Source organism: Actinoplanes sp. NPDC048988 (assembly GCF_043197815.1).
Classification (GTDB): domain Bacteria; phylum Actinomycetota; class Actinomycetes; order Mycobacteriales; family Micromonosporaceae; genus Actinoplanes.
The window spans coordinates 750172-772693 of the sequence record NZ_JBICTW010000001.1 but is presented as its reverse complement, the minus strand read 5'-3'; the positions used below and the strand labels follow the sequence as shown (position 1 = coordinate 772693).

At 75.7% G+C, this 22522-nt stretch carries 2 protein-coding genes and 1 pseudogene; 2 read left to right on the top strand and 1 reads right to left on the bottom strand.

Translation table 11 applies throughout. The features are described 5' to 3' along the window. Positions 1–40: 40 nt before the first annotated feature. Positions 41–12127, top strand: a complete 12087-nt coding sequence (locus ACGFJ7_RS03375; protein ID WP_392640614.1) for a type I polyketide synthase — start codon at positions 41–43, stop codon at positions 12125–12127. Between the two features lie 33 nt (positions 12128–12160). Next, positions 12161–22174, top strand: a pseudogene (locus tag ACGFJ7_RS03370) (type I polyketide synthase); the annotation flags it as partial. A gap of 119 nt (positions 22175–22293) precedes the next feature. Here ACGFJ7_RS03370 and ACGFJ7_RS03365 read toward each other — a convergent pair. Beyond that, positions 22294–22521 (bottom strand): DUF5988 family protein, encoded by a 228-nt coding sequence (locus ACGFJ7_RS03365; protein WP_360242639.1) that lies wholly within the window; start codon positions 22519–22521, stop codon positions 22294–22296. Position 22522: the final 1 nt, after the last annotated feature.

The window sequence follows — 22522 nt, the reverse complement described above, 5'->3', positions numbered from 1 at the left end:
CGCCGGCGTTCGCGCGCCGCGGCGAGATGGAGCTGAACCCGTGGCTGACGAGGAAAAGCTGGTCGACTACCTCAAGCGGGTCACCGCCGATCTGCACAAGACCCGGCAGCGGCTGCTGGAGATGGAGTCACGGACCCACGAGCCGATCGCGGTGGTGGCCACGGCGTGCCGGTACCCGGGCGGCGTCGGCAGCGCCGAGGACCTGTGGCGGCTGGTCGGTGACGGTGTCGACGCGGTGACGACGTTCCCCGAGGACCGCGGCTGGGACCTCGGCGCGCTGTTCGGCCCGGATCCCGACCGGCCCGGCTCCTCGGTCACCCGGCACGGCGGCTTCCTGCGCGACGCGGGCGCCTTCGACGCGGGCTTCTTCGGCATCTCGCCGCGCGAGGCGCTCGCCATGGACCCGCAGCAACGGCTGCTGCTGGAGACGTCGTGGGAGCTGTTCGAAGGGGCCGGCATCGACCCGCGCGCGGTCCGCGGCAGCCGCGGCGGCGTCTTCGTGGGGGTCGCCGACCAGGACTACGGCGTCTCCCTGGCCCGGCCGCCGGCCTGGCTGGAGGGCAACCTGCTCACCGGCGTGACCACCAGCGTCGCGTCCGGCCGGATCGCCTACACCTTCGGGCTGGAGGGCCCGGTCCTGACCGTCGACACGGCCTGCTCGTCGTCGCTGGTGGCGCTGCACCTCGCGGTGCGCGCGCTGCGCGGTGGCGAATGCGACCTGGCGATCGCCGGCGGCGCCACCGTGATGGCCACACCCCGGCTCTTCCAGGAGTTCTCCCGCCAGCGTGGCCTGGCCCCCGACGGCCGCTGCAAGGCGTTCGCCGCTTCGGCCGACGGCACCGGGTGGGGCGAGGGCGCCGGTGTGCTGCTGCTCGAACGTCTCTCCGACGCGCGCCGCAACGGCCGCCGCGTCCTCGGGCTGATCCGCGGTAGCGCGATCAACTCCGACGGCGCCTCCAACGGGCTGACCGCGCCGAACGGCCCGTCGCAACAGCGGGTGATCCGCCAGGCGCTCGACGACGCCCAGCTCACCCCGGGCGACATCGACGCGGTGGAGGCGCACGGCACGGGCACCGCGCTGGGCGATCCGATCGAGGCCGACGCGCTGCTCGCGGCGTACGGGCGGCAGCGGTCCCGGCCGCTCTGGCTGGGCTCGGTGAAGTCGAACATCGGGCACACCCAGGCCGCGGCCGGGGTGGCCGGCGTGATCAAGATGATCGCGGCCATGCGCGAGGGCGTGCTGCCGCGCACGTTGCACGCGGACGAGCCGACCCCGCACGTCGACTGGTCGGCCGGCGAGCTGCGGCTGCTGACCGAGGCGCGGCCGTGGGCGAAGGACGGCGACGTCCGGCGGTGCGCGGTCTCGTCGTTCGGCATCAGCGGCACGAACGCGCACGTCGTGCTCGAACAGGCCCCGCGGGCCGAGGCGCCGGCCGGGCCGCGGCCGGAACCGCCGGCCGTGCCGGTGGTGCTCTCCGCGCGCACCCCGGAGGCCCTGAGGGCGCAGGCCCGGCAGCTGATCGGCCAGGACGCCGACCCGGCCGACGTCGCCCGCACCCTCGCCACCGCCCGCTCGGCGTTCCGCTACCGGACCGGCTTCGCCGCCACCGGCCGCGACGACCTGACGAGCCGGCTCGCCGCCGTGGCCGACGGGCCGGCGGCCGAGCCGCTGCGCCGCGACCCGGGCGGCACCGCCTTCCTCTTCACCGGCCAGGGCGCGCAGCGGCTCGGCATGGGCAGCCGCCTCTACGCCGTCCACCCCGCCTTCGCCGCCGCCTTCGACGAGGTGTGCGAGGCGCTCGACGCCCACCTCGAGTCGCCGATCCGGTCGATCATTGCCGGCGGCGACATCGAGTCGCTGTCGCGGACCGTGCACACCCAGGCCGGCCTGTTCGCGGTCGAGGTCGCGCTGTTCCGCCTCCTCGCGTCCTGGGGCATCCACCCCGACGTGGTCGTCGGGCACTCCATCGGGGAACTGGCCGCCGTGCACGCCGCCGGCGCGCTCTCGCTGGCCGACGCCGCCCGCCTGGTCACGGCGCGAGGACGGCTCATGCAGCGGCTCCCGGCCGGCGGCGCGATGATCGCGGTGCGGGCCACCGAGGCCGAGGCGGCCGAGGCGCTCGCCGCGGCGGACGGCCGGGTGAGCCTCGCGGCGGTGAACGGGCCGGAGGCGGTCGTGCTCTCCGGCGACGAGGAGACGGTCACGGCGATCGCCGCCGGCTTCGCCGAGCGGGGGCGCCGCACCCGGCGGCTGACCGTCAGTCACGCCTTCCACTCGGCGCACATGGACCCGATGCTCGACGCCTTCCGCGCGGTCGCCGCCGAGGTCAGCATCGCCGAGCCGGTGGTGCCGATCGTGTCCACAGTGACCGGAACGCCGATCGACCGGGCCCGGCTGGCCGACCCCGACCACTGGGTGCGTCAGGTGCGCGGCACCGTCCGCTTCGCCGACGCCGTCGTGGCCGCCGCCGGGCGGGGAGCCGGCACCTTCGCCGAGATCGGGCCGGACGCCGTACTGACCCCGCTCGGCCGCGACAGCGTGCCGGACGCCGAGTTCGTGCCGGTGTTGCGGTCCGACCGGGACGAGGCGGTCGCGGTCGCCGCGGCGCTGGCCCGTTTCTTCGAGCGCGGGGTCCCGGTGGACTGGGCCCGCGTCCACGCCGCCACCGGCGGCCGGATCGTCGACCTGCCCACCTACCCCTTCCAGCGCGAGCACTACTGGCTCACCGACGACAGCCGGTCCGGCGACGAGGGCGGCACCCCGGAGCCGCCCGCCGCCGAGCCGCCGGCCGTGGCCCCGGCCCTGTCGGCCCGTCTCGCCGGGCTCGATCCGGCCGGCCGGCATCGCGTGCTGCTCGATCTGGTGCGGGGCGAGGCCGCCGTCGTGCTCGACCATCGCTCGGCCGCCGCCGTCGACCCCGACCTGGCGTTCCGCGAGCTCGGCTTCACCTCGCTCTCGGCCGTGCAGTTGCGCGACCGCCTGGCCGCGGCCGCCGGCCTGACCCTGCCGGCGTCGCTGGTCTTCGACCACCCGACCCCCGGCGAACTGGCCGCCCACCTGGCCGCCGTGCTGGCCGGCGAGGAGCCGGACGACGACGCGCCGCCCACGGCGGCCCGGCCGGACGAGCCGATCGCCGTCGTCGCGATGGCCTGCCGCTATCCCGGCGGGGTCGAGTCACCCGAGCAGCTGTGGCAGCTCGTCGACACCGGCGGCGACGCGATCGGCGGATTCCCGGCCGACCGGGGCTGGGATCTCGACCGGCTCTACCACCCGGACCCGGAACACCCCGGCACCAGCTACACGCGCGAGGGCGGATTCCTCTACGGTGCCGCCGAGTTCGACGGCGCGCTGTTCGGGCTGTCGCCGCGGGAGAGCCTGGCCATGGACCCCCAGCAGCGGCTGATCCTCCAGATCAGCTGGGAGGCGTTCGAACGGGCGGGCATCGACCCGCTGTCGATGCGGGGCTCGCGCACCGGCGTCTTCGCCGGAGTGGCCGGCCGCGACTACGGCAGCGACCTGACCGAGACGCCGGAAGGGCTGGAGGGGCATCTGCTCACCGGCAACGCGCTCAGCGTCGTCTCCGGGCGGGTCGCCTACACCTTCGGCCTCGCCGGGCCGGCCCTCACCGTCGACACCGCCTGCTCGTCGTCGCTGGTCGCGCTGCACCTGGCCGCGCAGTCCCTGCAGCGCGGCGAGTGCTCGATGGCGCTGGCCGGAGGGGTGACCGTGATGGCCACGCCGGTCGAGTTCGTCGAGTTCTCCCGTCAGCGCGGGCTCGCGGCCGACGGCCGGTGCAAGGCGTTCTCGGCCGGCGCCGACGGCACGGGGTGGGGCGAGGGCGCCGGTGTGTTGTTGCTGGAGCGGCTCTCGGACGCGCGCCGCAACGGGCACCCGGTGCTGGGGGTCATCCGCGGCTCGGCGGTGAACTCGGACGGGGCGAGCAACGGGCTGAGCGCGCCGAACGGCACAGCCCAGCAGCGGGTGATCCGGCAGGCCCTCGCGGCCGGCGGGCTGCGGGCGTCCGATGTGGACGCGGTCGAGGCGCACGGCACCGGCACCACCCTGGGCGACCCGATCGAGGCCGAGGCGCTGCTGGCCACCTATGGCCGCCGGCGGGACACCGAGCGCCCGCTCTGGCTCGGCTCGGTCAAGTCGAACATCGGGCACACCCAGGCCGCGGCCGGTGTGGCCGGCGTCATCAAAATGATCATGGCGATGCGCAACGGCGTGCTGCCACGCACCCTGCACGCCGACGAGCCGAGCCCGCACGTCGACTGGTCGGCGGGCACCGTCCGGCTGCTGCGGGAGGCGCGCGAGTGGCCCGGCACCGGCCAGGCCCGGCGAGCGGCCGTCTCCGCGTTCGGGGTGAGCGGCACCAACGCGCACGTCGTCCTGGAGGAACCGCCCACCGATCCCACGCCCGCGGCACCCGCACAGCCCGGGCTCTTCCCGGGAACGGCGGACGTCCCGTGGGTGCTCTCCGCCCGCGGTGAGGCCGCGCTGCGCCGCCAGGCCGACCGGCTGGCCCCGTGGGCGGACGGCGAGGCCGGCGCCGACGCGGTGGCACGAGCCCTGGTCACCGGGCGGGCCGCCCTCGAGCACCGGGCCGTCGTGCTGGCCGACGGGCCCGGCCGCCGCCGCGCCCTGACCGCGCTGTCCAGCGGCGAGCCCGATCCGGACCTCGTGACGGGCGAGGCCGTGACGGCCGGGCCGGCCGTCTTCGTCTTCCCGGGCCAGGGCGCCCAATGGGCCGGCATGGCCGCCGGGTTGCTCGACCGGTCCCCGGTCTTCCGGGCCGCCGCCGACCGCTGTGAGCAGGCCCTGTCCCCGTACGTCGACTGGTCGCTCGCCGCGGTGCTGCGGCAGGAGCCGGGGGCGCCGTCGCTGGACCGGGTCGACGTCGTGCAACCCGCCTCCTGGGCCGTCATGGTGGCGCTGGCCGAGCTCTGGCGGGCCGCCGGCGTGGCACCGGCCGCGGTGATCGGCCACTCCCAGGGCGAGATCGCCGCGGCCTGCGTCGCCGGTGCGCTCGACCTGGCCGACGGTGCCCGCGTGGTGGCCCTGCGCAGCCGCATCCTGCTCGCCCTCTCCGGTCGCGGAGCGATGGCCTCGGTCTCCTGCCGGCCGGCCGAGGCCGAGCGCCTGCTCGCCGGCCGGCGCGACCGTCTCTCGCTGGCCGCCGAGAACGCGCCCGGCGCCGTCGTCGTGGCCGGTGAGCCCGAGGCGGTCGACGAACTGCTGGCGGTCTGCGCGGCCGACGGCGTACGGGCCCGGCGGATCGCGGTCGACTACGCCTCCCACTCGGCCCACGTCGAGGAGATTCGGGACGCGCTGGCCGAGGCGCTCGCCCCGGTCACCGCCCGGCCGGCGCGGCTGCCGTTCTTCTCCACGACCGAGGACACCACTGGGGACGCCGGTGAGGTCGCCGACGCCGGCTACTGGTACCGCAACCTGCGCGGAACGGTCCGATTCGCGCCCGCCGTCCGGGCCGCGCTGGACGCCGGTTTCCGCACCTTCATCGAGGTCAGCTCGCACCCCGTGCTCGGCGCGGCCGTCCTCGCGGTCGCCGAGGAGCACGGCGACGGCGACGAGGTCGTCCTCGCCCGGACCCTGCGCCGCGACGGCGACGACGTCCGCGAGTTCGAGACCGCGGCGGCCGAGGCCTACGTCCGTGGCGTGCCGGTCGACTGGACGGCCGTGCTGGGCTCCGCGGATTCCCCACTTCCCCAGCTGCCCACCTACCCGTTCGAGCGGGACCGGTACTGGCTGTCGGCCCCGGCCCGGACGGCCGCGGGGGACACGGACCCGGCCGGCGACTGGTTCTGGTCGGCGGTCGATCGCGCCGACGCCGGGCTCCTCGCCGGACGGCTCGGCTCGGAGAACGAGGACGCCCTGCGCCGGCTGCTCCCGGCGCTCGCGTCGTGGCGCCGCACGCACCGCGACGAGCAGGTCATCGACTCCTGGCGGTACCGGGTCGCCTGGCGCCCGCTGCGCCCGGACCCGACCCCGGTCACCGGCCGGTGGCTGCTCCTGGCACCCGCCGGGGAGAACGAGACGGCCCAGACGTTCGCGGCCGACCTGGCCCGGCTCGGTGCGCGGGTGGAGCGGATCGACATACCCCGGGACGCCGCCCGCGCGTCCCTGGCCACGCTGGTGGCCGACGCGGCCGCGGCCGGTCCGGTCGACCGCGTGCTGTCCCTGCTCACCCTCGACGACACGACGGCGCCCGGCCACCCCGACGTTCCGTACGGCTTCGCCGCCACGGTCGCCCTCGTCCAGGCGCTCGGCGACGCCGGCATCGACACCCGGCTGTGGTGTCTCACCCGGGCCGCGGTCACCACCGGGGCCGGCGATCCGCTGCGCCACCCGGCCCAGGCCCCGGTCTGGGGCTTCGGCCGAGTGATGGTGCTCGAACACCCGGACCGCTGGGGCGGCGTGGCCGACCTGCCGGAGAGCCCGGCCCCCGCGCTCCGGGAGGACCTTCTGCGGCACATCGCCGGCTCCTCGGCCGAGGACCAGATCGCCGCCCGCCCGTCCGGCCTGCTCGCCCGCCGCCTGGTCCGGGCCCCGCTCGACGGCGCGCCGGCGATCCGCCGGTGGCAGCCGGCCGGAACGGTCCTGATCACCGGCGGGACCGGCGCCATCGGCGCCCACGTCGCCCGCTGGGCGGCCGGTCGCGGCGCGCCCCGCATCGTGCTGACCAGCCGGCGCGGGGCCGGCGCCGAGGGCGCGGGCGAACTCGCGGCGGAACTGACCGGCCTCGGCGCCGAGGTCACGATCGTCGCCTGCGACGTCGCCGACCGGGCGGCCCTGGAGCGGCTGCTCGCCGACATCCCCGTCGACCAGCCGCTGGACGCGGTCTTCCACGCGACCGGGGTCCTGGACGACGGCCTGATCGACACCCTCACCCCGGAGCAGGTGAACCGGGTGCTGCGGGCCAAGATGACCGCCGCCCGTCACCTGCACGAGCTCACCGCCGGCCGGGAGCTGTCCGCCTTCGTACTGCTGTCGTCGGCCGGCGCCACGGTCGGCGCCCCCGGCCAGGGCAACTACGTGCCCGGCAACGCGTATCTCGACGCGCTGGCCCAGCACCGCCGCTCGCTCGGCCTGCCCGCGACCACTGTCGCCTGGGGCGCGTGGGCGGGCACCGGAATGGCCACCGGCGCTGTCAAGGACCTGCTCGACCGGCACGGTGTGCCGGCGATCGAGCCGCGGCTCGCGCTGACCGCCCTCGAGCAGGTGCTCGACCACGACGAGACGCTCACCCTGGTCGCCGACACCCGCTGGGACCGCTACTACGTCGCCATGACCGCGGTCCGGCCCAATCCCCTCTTCGCCGAGATCCCCGAGGTGATCAGCCTGCCGGCCGACCGGGGCCGGGCCGAGCCCGCGGACGTCGCGCCGGGCGCCGGCGACCTGCGCAGCCGGCTGGCCGGGCGGCCCGCCGACGAACGCCGGCGTCACCTGGCCGACCTGGTCCGCGCCACGGCGGCGGCGATCCTGGGCCACGCCGGGGCGGACGCGGTGAACGCCCGGCGGCCCTTCACCGAGCTCGGCTTCGACTCCGTCTCCGCTGTCGACCTGCGCAACCGGCTGCGCACCGCGACCGGGTTGCGGTTGCCGGCGACCCTCATCTACGACTACCCGAGCCCGGTCGCGCTCGCCCGCCATCTCGACGGCGAGCTGGGCCTCGACGGTGAAATGAGCCTCGACGGCGAGGCCCCGGCGATCGCCACGCCGCCCGCGCCGGCCGCGGTGGACGAGCCGATCGCCGTGGTCGGCATGGCATGCCGGTTCCCCGGCGGGGTGGGCTCGCCCGAGGCGCTGTGGGACGTGATCGCGTCCGGGGCGGACGCCGTCTCGGCGGCGCCGCCGGACCGGGGCTGGGACCGCGCCTGGCACGGCGGGTTCCTCACCGCGGCGGCCGAGTTCGACGCGGAGCTGTTCGGGATCTCGCCGCGGGAGGCGCTGGCGATGGATCCGCAGCAGCGGTTGCTGCTGGAGACGTCGTGGGAGGGGCTGGAACGCGCGGGCATCGATCCGACGTCGCTGGCCGCCAGCCGTACCGGCGTCTTCATCGGCGTCTCCGGCAGCGACTACGCGCTGGCGTTGCGCGCCTCCGAGCACGACTCCGGTGGGCACGTGATGACCGGCAACGCGACCAGCGTGATCGCCGGCCGGGTGTCGTATTCGTTCGGGTTCGAGGGTCCGGCGGTGGTGGTGGATACGGCGTGTTCGTCGTCGTTGGTGGCGGTGCATTTGGCGGCGCAGTCGTTGCGTGGTGGTGAGTCGTCGTTGGCGTTGGCGGGTGGGGTGACGGTGATGGCGTCGCCGTTGGTGTTGGAGGAGTTTGAGCGTCAGGGTGGGTTGTCGTCGGATGGCCGGTGTCGTGCCTTTTCGGAGGGTGCCGATGGGACGGTGTTGGCTGAGGGTGTCGGCGTGCTGGTGTTGGAGCGGCTGTCCGACGCGCGGCGCAACGGGCGGCGGATTCTCGCGATTGTGCGGGGGTCGGCGGTCAACCAGGACGGTGCGTCGAACGGTTTGACGGCGCCGAATGGTCCGTCGCAGCAGCGGGTGATCGGTGCGGCGTTGGCGTCGGCCCAGTTACAACCCTCCGATGTGGACGCCGTGGAGGGGCACGGGACGGGAACGCGGTTGGGTGATCCGATTGAGGCGCAGGCGTTGCTGGCCACGTATGGCGCGGATCGTGACGAGCCGCTGTGGTTGGGGTCGGTCAAGTCGAACATCGGCCACACCCAGGCCGCGGCTGGTGTGGCTGGTGTGATCAAGATGGTGATGGCGATGCGGTATGGCGTATTGCCGTCGACGTTGCATGTAGATGAGCCGTCGCCGTTGGTGGATTGGTCGGCGGGTGCCGTGCAGCTGTTGACCTCGGCGCGGGAGTGGCCGCGGTCGGGGCGTCCGCGCCGGGCGGGGGTGTCGTCGTTCGGTATCTCGGGCACCAACGCCCACCTGATCCTGGAACAAGGCGAGGAGCCGGAAGTTGCCAGGCCCGCCGAGAAGGGGCCGTGGCCGCTAATCGTTTCCGGTCGGTCGGCCGAGGCGGTGCGCGCGGGGGCCACTCGGCTGCGGAGCCTGCTCGAGACGGCGGACATCTCCCTCGTGGCCGGCGGGCTGATCCGGAGCCGGGCGGCGCTCGATCACCGGGCGGTGGTCGTAGCGGGGGACCGCGACGAGGCGGCGGCCGGTCTGGCTGAGGTAGTGCCGACGGCCGCTGTGGCGGAGCCGGAGCTGGGGTTCGTGTTCTCGGGTCAAGGTGCGCAGCGGTGGCGGATGGGTGAGCAGCTCCAGCGGTTCGACGTCTTCCGAGACACCTTGGCCGAGATTTCTGCATATTTCCCCGGCTTGGAGGATGTTCTTTACGGCGATGATCCTGAGGCGGTGACCGCGACGGGGTGGGCGCAGCCGGGCCTGTTCGCGTTCGAAGTGGCTCTGTTCCGGTTGCTGGAGTCGTGGAACATTCGCCCGGCCGTCGTGGTGGGTCATTCGATCGGGGAGATCAGTGCTGCGCATGTCGCCGGGGTGTTGCCCCTGGAAGATGCGTGCCGGTTGGTGGCGGCCCGAGCAAGCCTGATGCAAGCGTTGCCGGCGGGTGGGGTGATGGCCGCGGTTGAGGCCAGCGAGGCTGAGCTCGCCGAGCTGATCGACGGCGAGGCGTTGGTGTCGATTGCCGCGGTGAACGCTGTCCGGTCGGTGGTGGTGTCCGGTGACGAGGCCGGGGTGCGCAGGGTTGTCGGGGATCGGCGGGTGCGATGGCTGACGGTTAGCCATGCGTTTCATTCGCCGTTGATGGAGCCGATGCTGGCCGAGTTCGCCTCCGTATGTGAACAGCTGACTTTCCACCCGCCCCGCATCCCGCTGTTGGCTAGTGGTGACGTGGCTTCTGCGGCCTACTGGGTTGATCAGGTAAGGGCGACGGTGCGTTTCGCCGACGCGATCGCCGCCGGATCTGATGTGAGCCACTGGGTGGAAGTCGGCCCGGACACGGTTCTGGCGGGGTTGATCGACGGGGTGGGGTTGCTGCGCCGGGATCGTGATGAGGTGCGGACTCTGCTGGCTGGTGTCGGCCGCCTGTGGTCGAGTGGTGTGCCGGTGGATTGGGCGGCGATCGTGCCCGGTCGGGGTCCGGTCGACCTGCCCACCTATCCGTTCCAGCACCGCACCTACTGGCCCGCCCTCCCCGCGCCGGCTCGCGCCGACGGGTCCTCGTGGCGGTACGAGATCGACTGGGCCCCGATCGCGGGTCTTCCCACGCCGGCGCCCGGTCGATGGCTGGCCCTCGCCGTCCCCGGCGACCCCCTCACGGACGTCTGCGCCGACGCCTTTCCCACCGCTGGCTGTGACCTCTCCGTCCTCGCCGTCGCCGCCGACGAGACCCGGCCGAGTCTCGCCGCGCGGTTGCGCGACGAGGCGCCCGCCGGGGTCCTCCTCCTCGCTTCGCCCGAGGCGGGGCATGCCGCCCTCGCCATGCTCGTCACCGTCGTCCAAGCGCTCGGCGACGCCGGTGTCCCGGCGCCGCTGTGGTGCGTCACCCGGGGCGCGGTGGCCGCACCCGGCGACGACACCCCGGTCGACCCGTGGCAGGCCGCGGTCTGGGGACTCGGCCGCGTCGCCGCGCTGGAGCATCCCGACCGCTGGGGTGGCCTGGTCGACCTTCCGCCCTCCGCCGCCGGCGCGCGCCTGCTGCCCCGCGCGGTCGGCGCACCCGAGGATCAGATCGCGCTGCGCGGTGACGCCGCGTACGGCCGGCGCCTGCGCCGCACCCGGCCGCAACCGCCGGCACGGCCGTGGCGGCCGGCGGGCACCGTGCTGGTCACCGGCGGGACCGGCGCGCTCGGTGGCCGTACCGCTCGATGGCTGGCGGAGGCCGGCGCCGAGCATCTGCTGCTTCTGAGCCGTCGCGGCGACCGGGCCGAGGGCTCGGCCGAGCTGGCGGCCGAGCTGACCGCCGCCGGGGCGCGGGTCACCGTGACGGCGTGCGACGTCACCGACCGCGCCGCCCTGGCCGCCGTCCTCGACGACCTTCCACCCGAGCTGCCCCTGACCGCGGTGGTGCACACCGCCGGCGTGCTCGAGACCGGTCCGCTGGCCGAGCTGACCCCCGGCGAGCTCGACGCGGCGCTGCGGGCCAAGGTCGTGGCGGCGCGCAACCTGCACGAGCTGACCGCTGACCGCGACCTGGACGCGTTCGTGCTCTTCTCCTCGATCGCCGGCGTGTGGGGCAGCGGCAACCAGGGTGGCTACGCCGCGGCCAACGCGTATCTCGACGGTCTGGCCGCCATGCGCCGGCAGGCCGGCCTTCCCGCCACCTCGGTGGCGTGGGGCGCCTGGGACGGCGGCGGGATGTCGCAGGGGCCGGCCGCCGCGTGGCTCAGCCGCCGTGGTGTCGTGCCGATGGACCCCGAGGTCGCGGTGACGGCCATGGCGGAGACGGCCGGTGCCGGCGCGCCCGGCATGATCGTCGCGGACATCGCCTGGGACCGGTTCGTGCCCGGCTTCACGATGAGCCGGCGCCAGCCGCTGATCGAGGAGATCGACGAGGTCGCGGCCGTGCTCGGCGCGGCCGACGCGCCACCGGCCGGCGACGCGGCCACGGATCTGTCCGGGCGGCTGTCGGCCCTGCCACCGGCGGAACGGACCCGGGTGCTGGTCGATCTGGTCGGCCGCACCGCCGCCGGGGTGCTGGGCTACCCGGCCGACGAGCCGGTCCCCGCCGACCGGGCCTTCAAGGACCTCGGGTTCGACTCGTTGACCTCGGTGGACATGCGCCGGGCGCTGAGCGAGGCCACCGGCCTGCGGCTGCCGGCGACGGTGGTCTTCGACCATCCGACCCCGCAGGCGCTGGCCGCCTTCCTGGACGACAAGCTCGGCCGGGACACCGCGCGAGCCGGCACCCCCGTGCTGGCGCAGCTCGACCTGCTGGAGGCCACGCTGGCCGGGCTGGCCGCCGGCGACGCCGTACGGCCCAAGGTCGCCACAAGGTTGCGCGGCCTGCTTCTGCAGTGGGGCGACCAGGGCGCCGCCGCGGGCGACGGCGAACGGCTGGACGAGGCGAGCGACGAGGAACTGTTCGCATTCATCCGCACCGAGCTCGGCCGATCATGAGCCGTCCCGCCGGGGCGGAAGGAGAGGGTGGCAATGGCGAAGGAAGAGGAGCTCCGCGAATACCTGCGCTGGGTCACCAACGACCTGCACAGGGCGCGGCAGCGGCTGCTGGAGATGGAGAACCGCGAACGCGAGCCGATCGCGATCGTGGGCATGTCGTGCCGGTACCCGGGCGGTGTCGACTCGCCGGAGGCGCTGTGGCGGCTGGTCGACGGGGGCGCCGACGCGGTCGGTGACTTCCCGGCCGACCGGGGCTGGGACCTCGACGCGCTCTACGACCCGGATCCCGAACGCTCCGGCACCTGCTACACCCGGCAGGGCGGTTTCCTGTACGACGCGGCCGACTTCGACCCGGGCTTCTTCGGCATCTCGCCGCGCGAGGCGCAGGTCATGGACCCGCAGCAGCGGCTGCTCCTGGAGACCTCGTGGGAGGTCGTCGAGCGGGCCGGCCTGGACCCGCGCGCCCTGCGGGGCAGCGCGACCGGCGTGTTCGTGGGCGTCTCGGGCCGGGACTACGGCGACGGGTTGGACGCCGTGCCGGCCGGTGCGGAGGGCTTCCTGCTGACCGGCACCGCGACCAGCGTCGCCTCGGGCCGGATCGCCTACACGCTCGGCCTCGAGGGCCCGGCGGTCACGATCGACACCGCCTGCTCGTCGTCGCTGGTCGCGATGCACCTCGCCTGCCAGGCGCTGCGGCTCGGCGAATGCTCGATGGCGATGGCGGGCGGCGTGGCGGTGATGTCGACCCCGGCCGTGCTGGTCGAGTTCAGCCGCCAGCGCGGGCTGTCACCGGACGGGCGGTGCAAGGCGTACGCCGACGCGGCCGACGGCACCGGCTGGGGCGAGGGCGCCGGCATGGTGCTGCTGGAACGGCTCTCCGACGCGCGCCGCCGCAACCACCGGGTGCTCGGCGTGATCCGCGGCTCGGCGGTCAACCAGGACGGCGCCTCCAACGGGCTGACCGCCCCGAACGGGCTCGCCCAACAGGCCGTCATTCGGCAGGCGCTGGTGCACGCCGGTGTCGCCGCCGACCAGGTGGACGTGGTCGAGGGACACGGCACCGGCACGACCCTGGGCGACCCGATCGAGGCGCAGGCGCTGCTCGACGCGTACGGGCCCGGCCGGCCGGCGGACCGCCCGCTCTGGCTCGGCTCGGTCAAGTCGAATCTCGGGCACACCCAGGCGGCGGCCGGAGTGGCCGGCGTGATCAAGATGGTCATGGCGATGCGGCACGGCGTTCTGCCCAAGACGCTGCACGTCGACCGGCCGAGCCGGCACGTGGACTGGTCGGCGGGCGCGGTGTCGCTGCTGACCGAGAGCCGCCCCTGGCCCGCCGGCGAGGACCCGCGCCGCGCGGCGGTGTCGGCCTTCGGCGTCAGCGGCACGAACGCCCACCTCATACTCGAGCAGGACACCGGCCCGTCCCCGGAGGCCGGGGCGCCGGCGGCCGAGCCGTTCGGCGGCTCACCGACCGTGCCGTGGCCGCTCTCCGGCCGGACGCCCGAGGCGCTGGCCGGCCAGGCCGCCCGGCTCCTCGCGCCGGCCGCGCCGGACGGTACCGACCCGCGCCGGGTGGCCGCGGCGCTCGCCACGACCCGCAGCGGTTTCGAACACCGCGCCGTGGTGCTCGCCGCCGACGCCGGCGCCCGGACCGCCGCGCTGGAGGCGCTCGCCGCCGGCCGGGAGGCGCCCCAGGTGGTGCTCGGCTCCGTGGTGCCCGGTTCCGGGCCGGTCTTCGTCTTTCCCGGTCAGGGCTCGCAGTGGGCCGGCATGGCGCGGCGGCTCGCCGAACGGGTGCCGGCCTTCCGCGCGAGCATCGAGCGCTGCGCCGCGGCGCTGGACCCGCACACCGGCTGGTCGCTGACGGCGGTGCTCGGGCAGGAGACGAGCGCGCCGCCGCTGGACCGCGTGGACGTCGTGCAGCCGGCCCTGTTCGCGGTCATGGTCTCGCTCGCCGAGCTGTGGGAGTCGCTGGGGGTGCGCCCGGCCGCCGTGATCGGTCACTCGCAAGGGGAGATCGCCGCCGCGTACGTCTGCGGCGCCCTGTCCCTCGACGACGCCGCGAAGGTGGTCGCCCTGCGCAGCCGGGCCCTGCGGGGCATCGCCGGCCGGGGCGGGATGGTGTCGTTCGCCCTGCCCGCCGGCACGCTGCGGGAATGGATCGACCGGGATCGCCTGGAGCTGCACCTGGCCGCCGTCAACGGCCCCGGCGCCGTGGTCGTGGCCGGCGAGCCGGGCGCGCTCGACGCGCTGATCGCCCGCTGCGCCGAGCAAGGGATCCGTGCCCGGCGGGTGCCGGTGGACTACGCCTCGCACTCGCCGCACGTCGACGAGCTCACCGGCGAGATCCGTGGCCTGCTCGCCGGTGTCGAGCCGGGGGCGGCCCGGGTGCCGTTCCTCTCGTCGGTCACCGGCGAGCCCTTCGACACCACCGGGCTCACCCCGGAGTACTGGTGCCGCAACCTGCGCGAGACGGTCGAGTTCGAGCGGGCCGTCCGGGCCGCCCTCGATCAGCGGTACGGCGTCTTCGTCGAGGTGAGCCCGCACCCGGTGCTCCTGCCGGCGATCCAGGAGACGATCGAGGCGGCCGGCCGGCCCGGTGCCACAGTGGGCACCCTGCGCCGCGACGAGGACGACGTGGAACGGATGATCCGGTCCGCGGCCGAGGCGGCCACCCGCGGGCTGCCGGTCGACTGGACGGCGGTGCTCGGCGGAACCTTCGCGCCGGTGGAGCTGCCCACGTACGCGTTCCAGCGCACCCGGCACTGGCTGGACGAGCAGCGCCCGGCGGCCCCGGCCTCCGGCACCCCGGACGAGAGCGAGCCGGCCTTCTGGGACGCCGTGGAGCGCGGTGACCTGGCCGAGCTCGGCCGCGTGCTCCGGGTCGACGCCGGCCTCGACGCCTGGCGCCTGGTGCTGCCCGAGTTGAGCGAGTGGCGGCGCGACCGGCGGCAGGAGTCGGCGGTCCGGTCCTGGCGGTACCACGTGCGGTGGAAGCCGATGCCGCCGACGGCCGCCCCGCCCGCGACCGGATCCTGGGCCGCCCTGGTGCCCGCAACGGCCGCGGACCGGCTGGAGCCACTGGTGGCGTCGCTCGGCGCGCGCCCGGTGGTGGTGCCGGAGACGGGCGACCAGGACGTCCTCGCCGGTCTCCTCGGCGACCTGGACGTAGACGGAGTGTTCTCTCTGCTGGCCCTCGGCGATCCGGGGCGGGCGCTGACCGGCACCCTGGCGCTGATCCGGGCGCTGGCCGGCCTCGGGCGCCGCACACCGCTGTGGGTGCTCACCGAGGGCGCGGTGTCGGTGGGTCGCTCGGACCCGCCGCCGGTGCCCGATCAGGCCGCGGTCGCGGGCCTGGCCCGGGTGGCCGCGCTCGAGCATCCGGAGATCTGGGGCGGCCTCGCCGATCTGCCGGCCGGCCTCGGTGACGGCGTCGAACGGCTCGCGGCCCTGCTGACCGGCGACGAGGATCAGGTGGCGGTGCGCTCCTCCGGGGCGTACGCGCGCCGCATGGTCCGGACCCGGACCGGGCCGGACGCCGGGACGCCCTGGCAGCCGCGCGGCACCGTCCTGGTCACCGGCGGCACCGGTGCCATCGGCGGTGAGGTCGCCACCTGGCTGGCCCGTTCGGGGGTCCGGCATGTGGTACTGACCAGCCGTCGCGGCCCGGACGCGCCGGGCGCCTCCGAGTTGCGTGACCGGCTACGCGCGCTCGGCGCCGAGGTCACCGTGGCCGCGTGCGACGTGGCGGACCGGGCGGCGCTGGCCGCGCTCCTGGACGAGGTGGGCCCGGTCTCGGCCGTGGTGCACGCCGCCGGCGTCGGCCAGTTCACCATGCTGGCCGACACCGATGCCGGCGAGATGGCGAGCGTCGTCTCCGGCAAGGTCGAGGGCGCCCGCAACCTCGACGCCCTGCTCGACGGCGAGCAGCTGGACGCCTTCGTGCTCTTCTCGTCCGGGGCCGCGGTGTGGGGCAGTGCCGGACAGGGCGCCTACGCGGCGGGAAACGCCTACCTCGACGCCCTGGCCGAGGCGCGCCGCGCTCGCGGTGCCGTCGCCACCTCGGTGGCCTGGGGCAGCTGGGCGGGCGGCGGCATGGTCGACGACGAGGCCGACGCGCTGCTGCGCCGGCGCGGCGTGCGGCCGATGGCGCCCGAGCGGGCCGTCCGGGCCCTCGCCGACGCGGTGGGCCGCGACGACGCCACCGCGGTGGTGGCCGATGTGGACTGGGCGCGGTTCGTGCCGACCTTCACGCTGGCCCGGCGGCGGCCGCTGATCGAGGACATCCCGGAGGTCGCGGAGGCGTTGCGTGCGCCGGCGGCCGCCGCCGAGGACGGCGCCTCCGCGCTGCGTGAACGGCTGCGCGAGCTCACCGACGGCGAGCGGCGCGGCGAGCTTCTCTCGCTCGTGCGGACCCAGGCCGCCCTGGTCCTCGGGCACTCCTCGGCCGACGCGGTCACGGCGTCACGGGCCTTCCGCGACCTCGGCTTCGACTCGCTGACCGCCGTCGAGCTGCGCAACCGGCTCACCACCGCGACCGGGCTGCGGCTGCCCACGACGATCGTCTTCGACCAGCCGTCGGCCGAGGTCCTCGCCCGTCACCTGCTGGCCGAGCTGCTGCCCGACGGCTCCTCGGCCGCCACCGCGCCCACGGCGGCGGCACCGGCCGACGAGCCGGTGGCGATCGTGGGGATGGCGTGCCGGTTCCCCGGCGGCGCCGACTCCCCGGAGGCGCTCTGGCGGCTGGTCCAGGACGAGACCGACGCGGTGACCGGCTTCCCGGCCGACCGTGGCTGGGACGTCGACCGGCTGTTCCACCCGGACCCGGATCACCCCGGCACCTCGTACGTGCGGCACGGCGCTTTCCTCGACGGCGCCGCCGACTTCGACGCGGACTTCTTCGGCATCAGCCCGCGCGAGGCGCTGGCGATGGACCCGCAGCAGCGGCTGCTGCTGGAGACGACCTGGGAGGCGCTGGAACGGGCCGGGGTGGATCCACGCCGGCTGCGCGGCAGCCGGACCGGGGTGTTCGCCGGCGTGGCCGGCGGCGACTACGCCGATCGGGCCGCCACCGCGCCGCCCGGCGCCGAGGGATACCTCGGCACGGGCAACGCGGCGAGCGTGGCCTCCGGCCGCGTCGCCTACCTCTTCGGGCTCGAGGGCCCGGCGCTGACCGTGGACACGGCGTGCTCCTCGTCGCTGGTGGCGCTGCACCTCGCGGCGCAGGCGCTGCGCCGCGACGAGTGCTCCTTGGCGCTGGCCGGCGGCGTCGCCGTGCTCTCCAGCCCGAAGGCGTTCGTGGAGTTCTCCCGGCAGCGCGGGCTGGCGCCGGATGGACGGTGCAAGCCGTTCGCCGCGGCCGCCGACGGCACCGCCTGGGGTGAGGGCGTCGGCGTCCTCGTGCTGGAGCGGCTCTCCGACGCCCGGCGCAACGGGCATCGGGTGCTGGCGCTGGTGCGCGGCTCGGCGGTCAACTCCGACGGCGCCTCGAACGGGCTCACCGCCCCCAATGGGCCGTCGCAGCAGCGTGTCATCCAGCAGGCGCTCGCGTCGGCCGGTCTGACGCCGCGCGAGGTCGACGCGGTGGAGGCGCACGGCACCGGCACCACCCTGGGCGACCCCATCGAGGCGCAGGCGCTGCTCGCGACGTATGGCCAGGACCGTGACGGCGCACCGCTGTGGCTGGGCTCGGTCAAGTCGAACATCGGCCACACGGCCGCGTCGGCGGGCATGGCCGGGATCGTGAAGATGGTCATGGCGATGCGGCACGGCGAGCTGCCCCGCACGCTGCACGTCGACGAGCCGACCCCGCACGTGGACTGGAGCTCCGGCGGCGTCCGTCTGCTCACCGACCCCGTGGCCTGGCCCGAGACCGGCCGCCCGCGCCGGGCCGGCGTCTCGGCCTTCGGCATCAGCGGAACCAACGCCCACGTGATCCTCGAGCAGGGACCCGGCGGCGCACCCGCCGAGCCGCCGGCCGGGACCCCGGCCGGACCGGTCGCCTGGCTGCTCTCCGCGGCCGGCCCGGAAGCGTTGCGGGACCAGGCCCGGCGCCTGCGCGAGAGCCTGACCGGCCGGCCGCTGCCGCCGGCCCGCGACGTCGCCGTGGCGCTCGCCACCACCCGGGCCGCGCTGGAGCACCGGGCGGTGCTCGTGGGCGCCGAGACCGGCGAGCTCCTGGAGCGGCTCACCGCGATCGAGGACGGTCGCCCGCGGGCCGGCGTGTGGCCGGGAACGGCGCGCTCCGGCAAGCTGGCCGCGCTCTTCTCCGGGCAGGGCGCGCAGCGGGCCGGCATGGGCCGGGAGCTCTACGTGTCCCATCCCGTCTTCGCCGAGGCGCTCGACGAGGTGTGCTCGCACCTCGACCCGCATATGGACCGGCCGCTGCGGGACGTGCTCTTCGACGCCGAGACCCCAGACGCCGACCACCCGATGCACCGCACCGAATACACGCAGGCCGCGCTCTTCGCGGTCGAGGTGGCACTGTTCAGGCTGCTCAGCGCGTGGGGGGTGACGCCCGAAGCGGTCGGCGGCCACTCGATCGGGGAGATCACCGCCGCCCACGTGGCCGGGATCCTCTCGCTGGCTGACGCGTGCCGGCTCGTGGCGGCCCGGGGGCGCCTCATGCAGGCGTTGCCCCCGGGCGGCGCCATGATGGCCGTGGAAGCGGACGAGGCCACCGTTCGGCAGCTGCTGGCCGGCCGGGAGCACGAGGCCGCCGTCGCCGCCGTGAACGCGCCCCGATCGGTGGTGGTGTCCGGTGTGGAGGCCGCGGTCCGCGCGGTGGCCGACGCGGTCGCCGAGGGCGGTGGCCGGGTCAAGCGGCTGCGGGTCAGTCACGCGTTCCACTCGCCGCTGATGGCGCCGATGCTCGCCGAGTTCGGCCGGGTCGCGGAGGATCTCACCTACGAGCCGGCCCGGATCCCGGTGCTGTCCGCCCTCACGGGCGCCCTGGCGACCGGCGACGACCTGCGCACCGCCGAGTACTGGACCCGGCACGTCCGCGAGGCGGTCCGCTTCGCCGACGGGGTCGCGGCCCTGCGGCGGTTCGGCGCCGACACGTTCCTCGAGGTCGGGCCCGACTCGGTGCTGACCGCGCCGGCCCAGGACTGCCTGGCCGCGTCCGACGGCGAGGTGACCTGCGTGGCGGTGCAGCGCGGTGGGCGACCCGAGGCGGAGAGCCTGATGGCCGCCGTCGCCGCCCTGGTCGCGCGGGGGACCGAGCCGGACTGGGCGGCGGTTCTCGGAGCCGCGCCGGCCGCGCCGGTGGCTCTGCCCACATATCCGTTCCAGCGGCGGCGCTACTGGCTGGCATCGGTGCCGGGCGACGACCCGACTTCCCTGGGACTCTCGGATCCGGGGCATCCGCTGCTCGGCGCCGGGCTCGACCTGCCCGGCACCGGCGAGCACGCGTTCTCGGCCCGGGTGTCCGCGCGTACCCACCCGTGGCTGCTCGACCACGCGGTCGCCGGCTCGGTCGTCGTGCCGGGCACGGCGTTCGTCGAGATGGTGCTGGCCGCCGGGGCTCGGGTCGGCGCGGCGCACGTCGAGGAGCTGACCCTCACCGCACCGCTCGTGTTGGCGGAGGGCGCCGAGGTGGTGCTGCGCGTCGTGGTGGGGGAGCCCGACGGTGACGAGCGCCGGACGGTCGCCGTCCATGCGCGCCGGCACGGCGCCGAGGAGGCGTGGGCCCAGCATGCCTCCGGGGTGCTGACACCGCAGCCGGCATACCCCGGCGACGTGCCGTTGTGGCCGCCGGACGCCGAGCCTCTCCCGCTCGGCGACCACTACGCGGCGATGACCGGTACCGGATTCCGCTACGGGCCGGCCTTCCAGGGCCTGGTCGCGGCCCGGCGGATCGGCGGCGACATCGGCGCCGAGGCACGGCTGCCCGAGACGCTCGACCCGGACCGGTACGGCATTCACCCCGCGCTGTTCGACGCGGCCCTGCACGGCATCGGGCTCGGCGCGTTCCTGCCGGCCGGTGGCCGGCCGCGGCTGCCCTTCTCCTGGCGTGGTGTCACCCTGTACCGGCCGGGAGCCCGGTCGCTGCGGGTACAAATCCGGGCGGCCGGGAACGGTGCGGTCGCCGTCGTCGCGGCCGACGAGCACGGCGCGCCGGTCTTCACGATCGAGGAGCTGACGCTGCGCGAGCTGCCCGAGGACGCGCTGAGCGACACCGGCGAGCAGGTCCTGCTGCGCGCGGCGTGGGAGACGGTCGACACCGCCGGGCTGCCGGCCGGCGGCGCGCGCTGGGACGCGTTCGGGGACCCCGAGCTCGTCCGCCGGCTCGCCGGCGCGCCGGACGCCGAGGTGCTCGCGCACGCCGGCCTGGCCGAACGGGACGCCGCGGGCGCTCCGGTGCCGGACGCGGTGTTCTGGGCGGTGCCCGGCACCGGCGAGGGCGTACCGGAGCCGGACGCGGTCGCCGAGGTGACGGAGGAGGCCCGGCGTACGTTGCGCGACTGGCTGGCCGGGGAGCGCTCCGGCGTGCCGCTGATCGTGGTGACGAGCGGCGCCGTCCGCGAGGTGCCGGCGCCCGGCGGGGCGGCGGTGTGGGGCATGGTGCGCTCGGCCCAGCAGGAGCATCCGGGCCGGTTCGTGCTGCTCGACATCGACGACGATCCCGACTCGGTCTGGGCGCTGCCCGACGCGGTGGCGGCCGCCCTGCACGGCGAACAGACCCAGCTCGCGCTGCGCGGTGGCGAGGTGTCGGCGCCCCGGTGGGTCCCGGCCGCCGAACCCTCGCCCGGCGATCCGGGCCTGGCCGAACCGGGCTGGGGCGACGGCACGGTGCTGGTGACCGGGGCCACCGGCTGGCTCGGTGGTCTGGTGGCGCGGCACCTCGCGACCGCACACGGCGTCCGCCGGCTGCTGCTCGTGGGCCGGCGCGGGCGGTCCGCCGAGGGCATGCCCGAACTCATCGACGACCTGACGGCGGCCGGGGCGGAGGTGGACGTGGCCGCGGCCGACGTGGCCGACCGCGACGAGCTGGCCGCGGTGCTCGCCGCCGTGCCGGCCGAGCGTCCGCTGACCGCGGTCGTGCACGCGGCCGGGATCGTGGCCGACGCCGTGGTGAGCTCGCTGTCCGCGGAACGGCTACGGGCCGTGCTGCGCCCTAAAGTGGACGGTGCGATCAACCTGCACGAGTTGACCCGCGAGCACGAGCTCGCCGCCTTCGTGCTCTTCTCCTCGATCGCCGGCACCTTCGGCGGCGCCGGGCAGGGCGCGTACGCCGCGGCGAACGCGTTCCTCGACGCCCTGTCCACGCACCGCCGGGCGGCCGGCCTGGCCGCCGGCTCGCTGGCGTGGGGGCCGTGGGACGCCGAGGCCGGGATGACCGCGGAGCTCGGCGCGGCGCATCGCGACCGGATGCGCCGGGCCGGCCTGCTTCCGCTGTCGGCGCGGCAGGGCCTGACGCTCTTCGACCGGGCGCTGCGGCTCGATGCCGGCACGGTGGTGGTGGCCAGGGCCGAGAAGAAGGCCGCGGGACCGGCGGACGCGGGCGCCACCGTACGGCCGGCCGTTGGCCCGGACCGGCCGGATTTCCGGACGCTGCCTCCCGCGGAGCGGGTCGTCCGGCTCACCGAGGTGGTGCGTGAGGCGGCCGCCGCGGTGCTCGGGCACGGGTCCACCGCGAGTATCCGGGCCGACCGCGCCTTCAAGGACGTGGGGTTCGACTCGTTGACCGCGGTGGAGCTGCGCAACCAGCTCACGGCGGCCACGGGAGTGCGCCTCCCGGCCACGTTGATCTTCGATTACCCCGCGCCCGCCACGCTCGCCGAGCACCTGTCCGCGCAGATCGGCGGGGCGGACAGCGGCGCCGCCGCGGCCCCGGACGTGGACGCGCTGGAACGGTGGCTGCTCACCGGGGCGGGCGACGCCGACGACCGCAAGGCCGTCGCCGGTCGGCTGCGGGCCCTGCTGGGCCGGTGGGAGGCCGCGGCCGCGACGGCACCGGAACGCGCCGAGGCCGACATCGCCGGAACCACGGCGGACGAACTGCTCAGCATCATCGACCAGGAGTTCGGCGACCTGCCCCGCTGATCGCACCGGCCGCCGCCACCGGAGCACACGGTGGCGGCGGCCCGGGTTGTGCGGGGCCTCGCGCCAGGGCACAGCGAAAGGCCGGGTAGCTCGCGCTACCCGGCCTCCGGCTCGTCGCGTCACTCGGCGATGGTCGTCCGCATCGTCCAGCGGAACACCAGGGGACTGCCGGCGGACGCTTCGTCGGCACGTTCGAAATGCTCATAGCCGCCGTAGTACGGCACCTTCACCTTCCGGTCCGCGGCGGCGACGGTGATCCGCCGCTGGTCGGCGGGGATGTCGACGGGACCGCCTTCCAGGGTCGCGGTGACGGCTTCGTCGGGCGATGAGACGTGGAGCTGGGTCAAG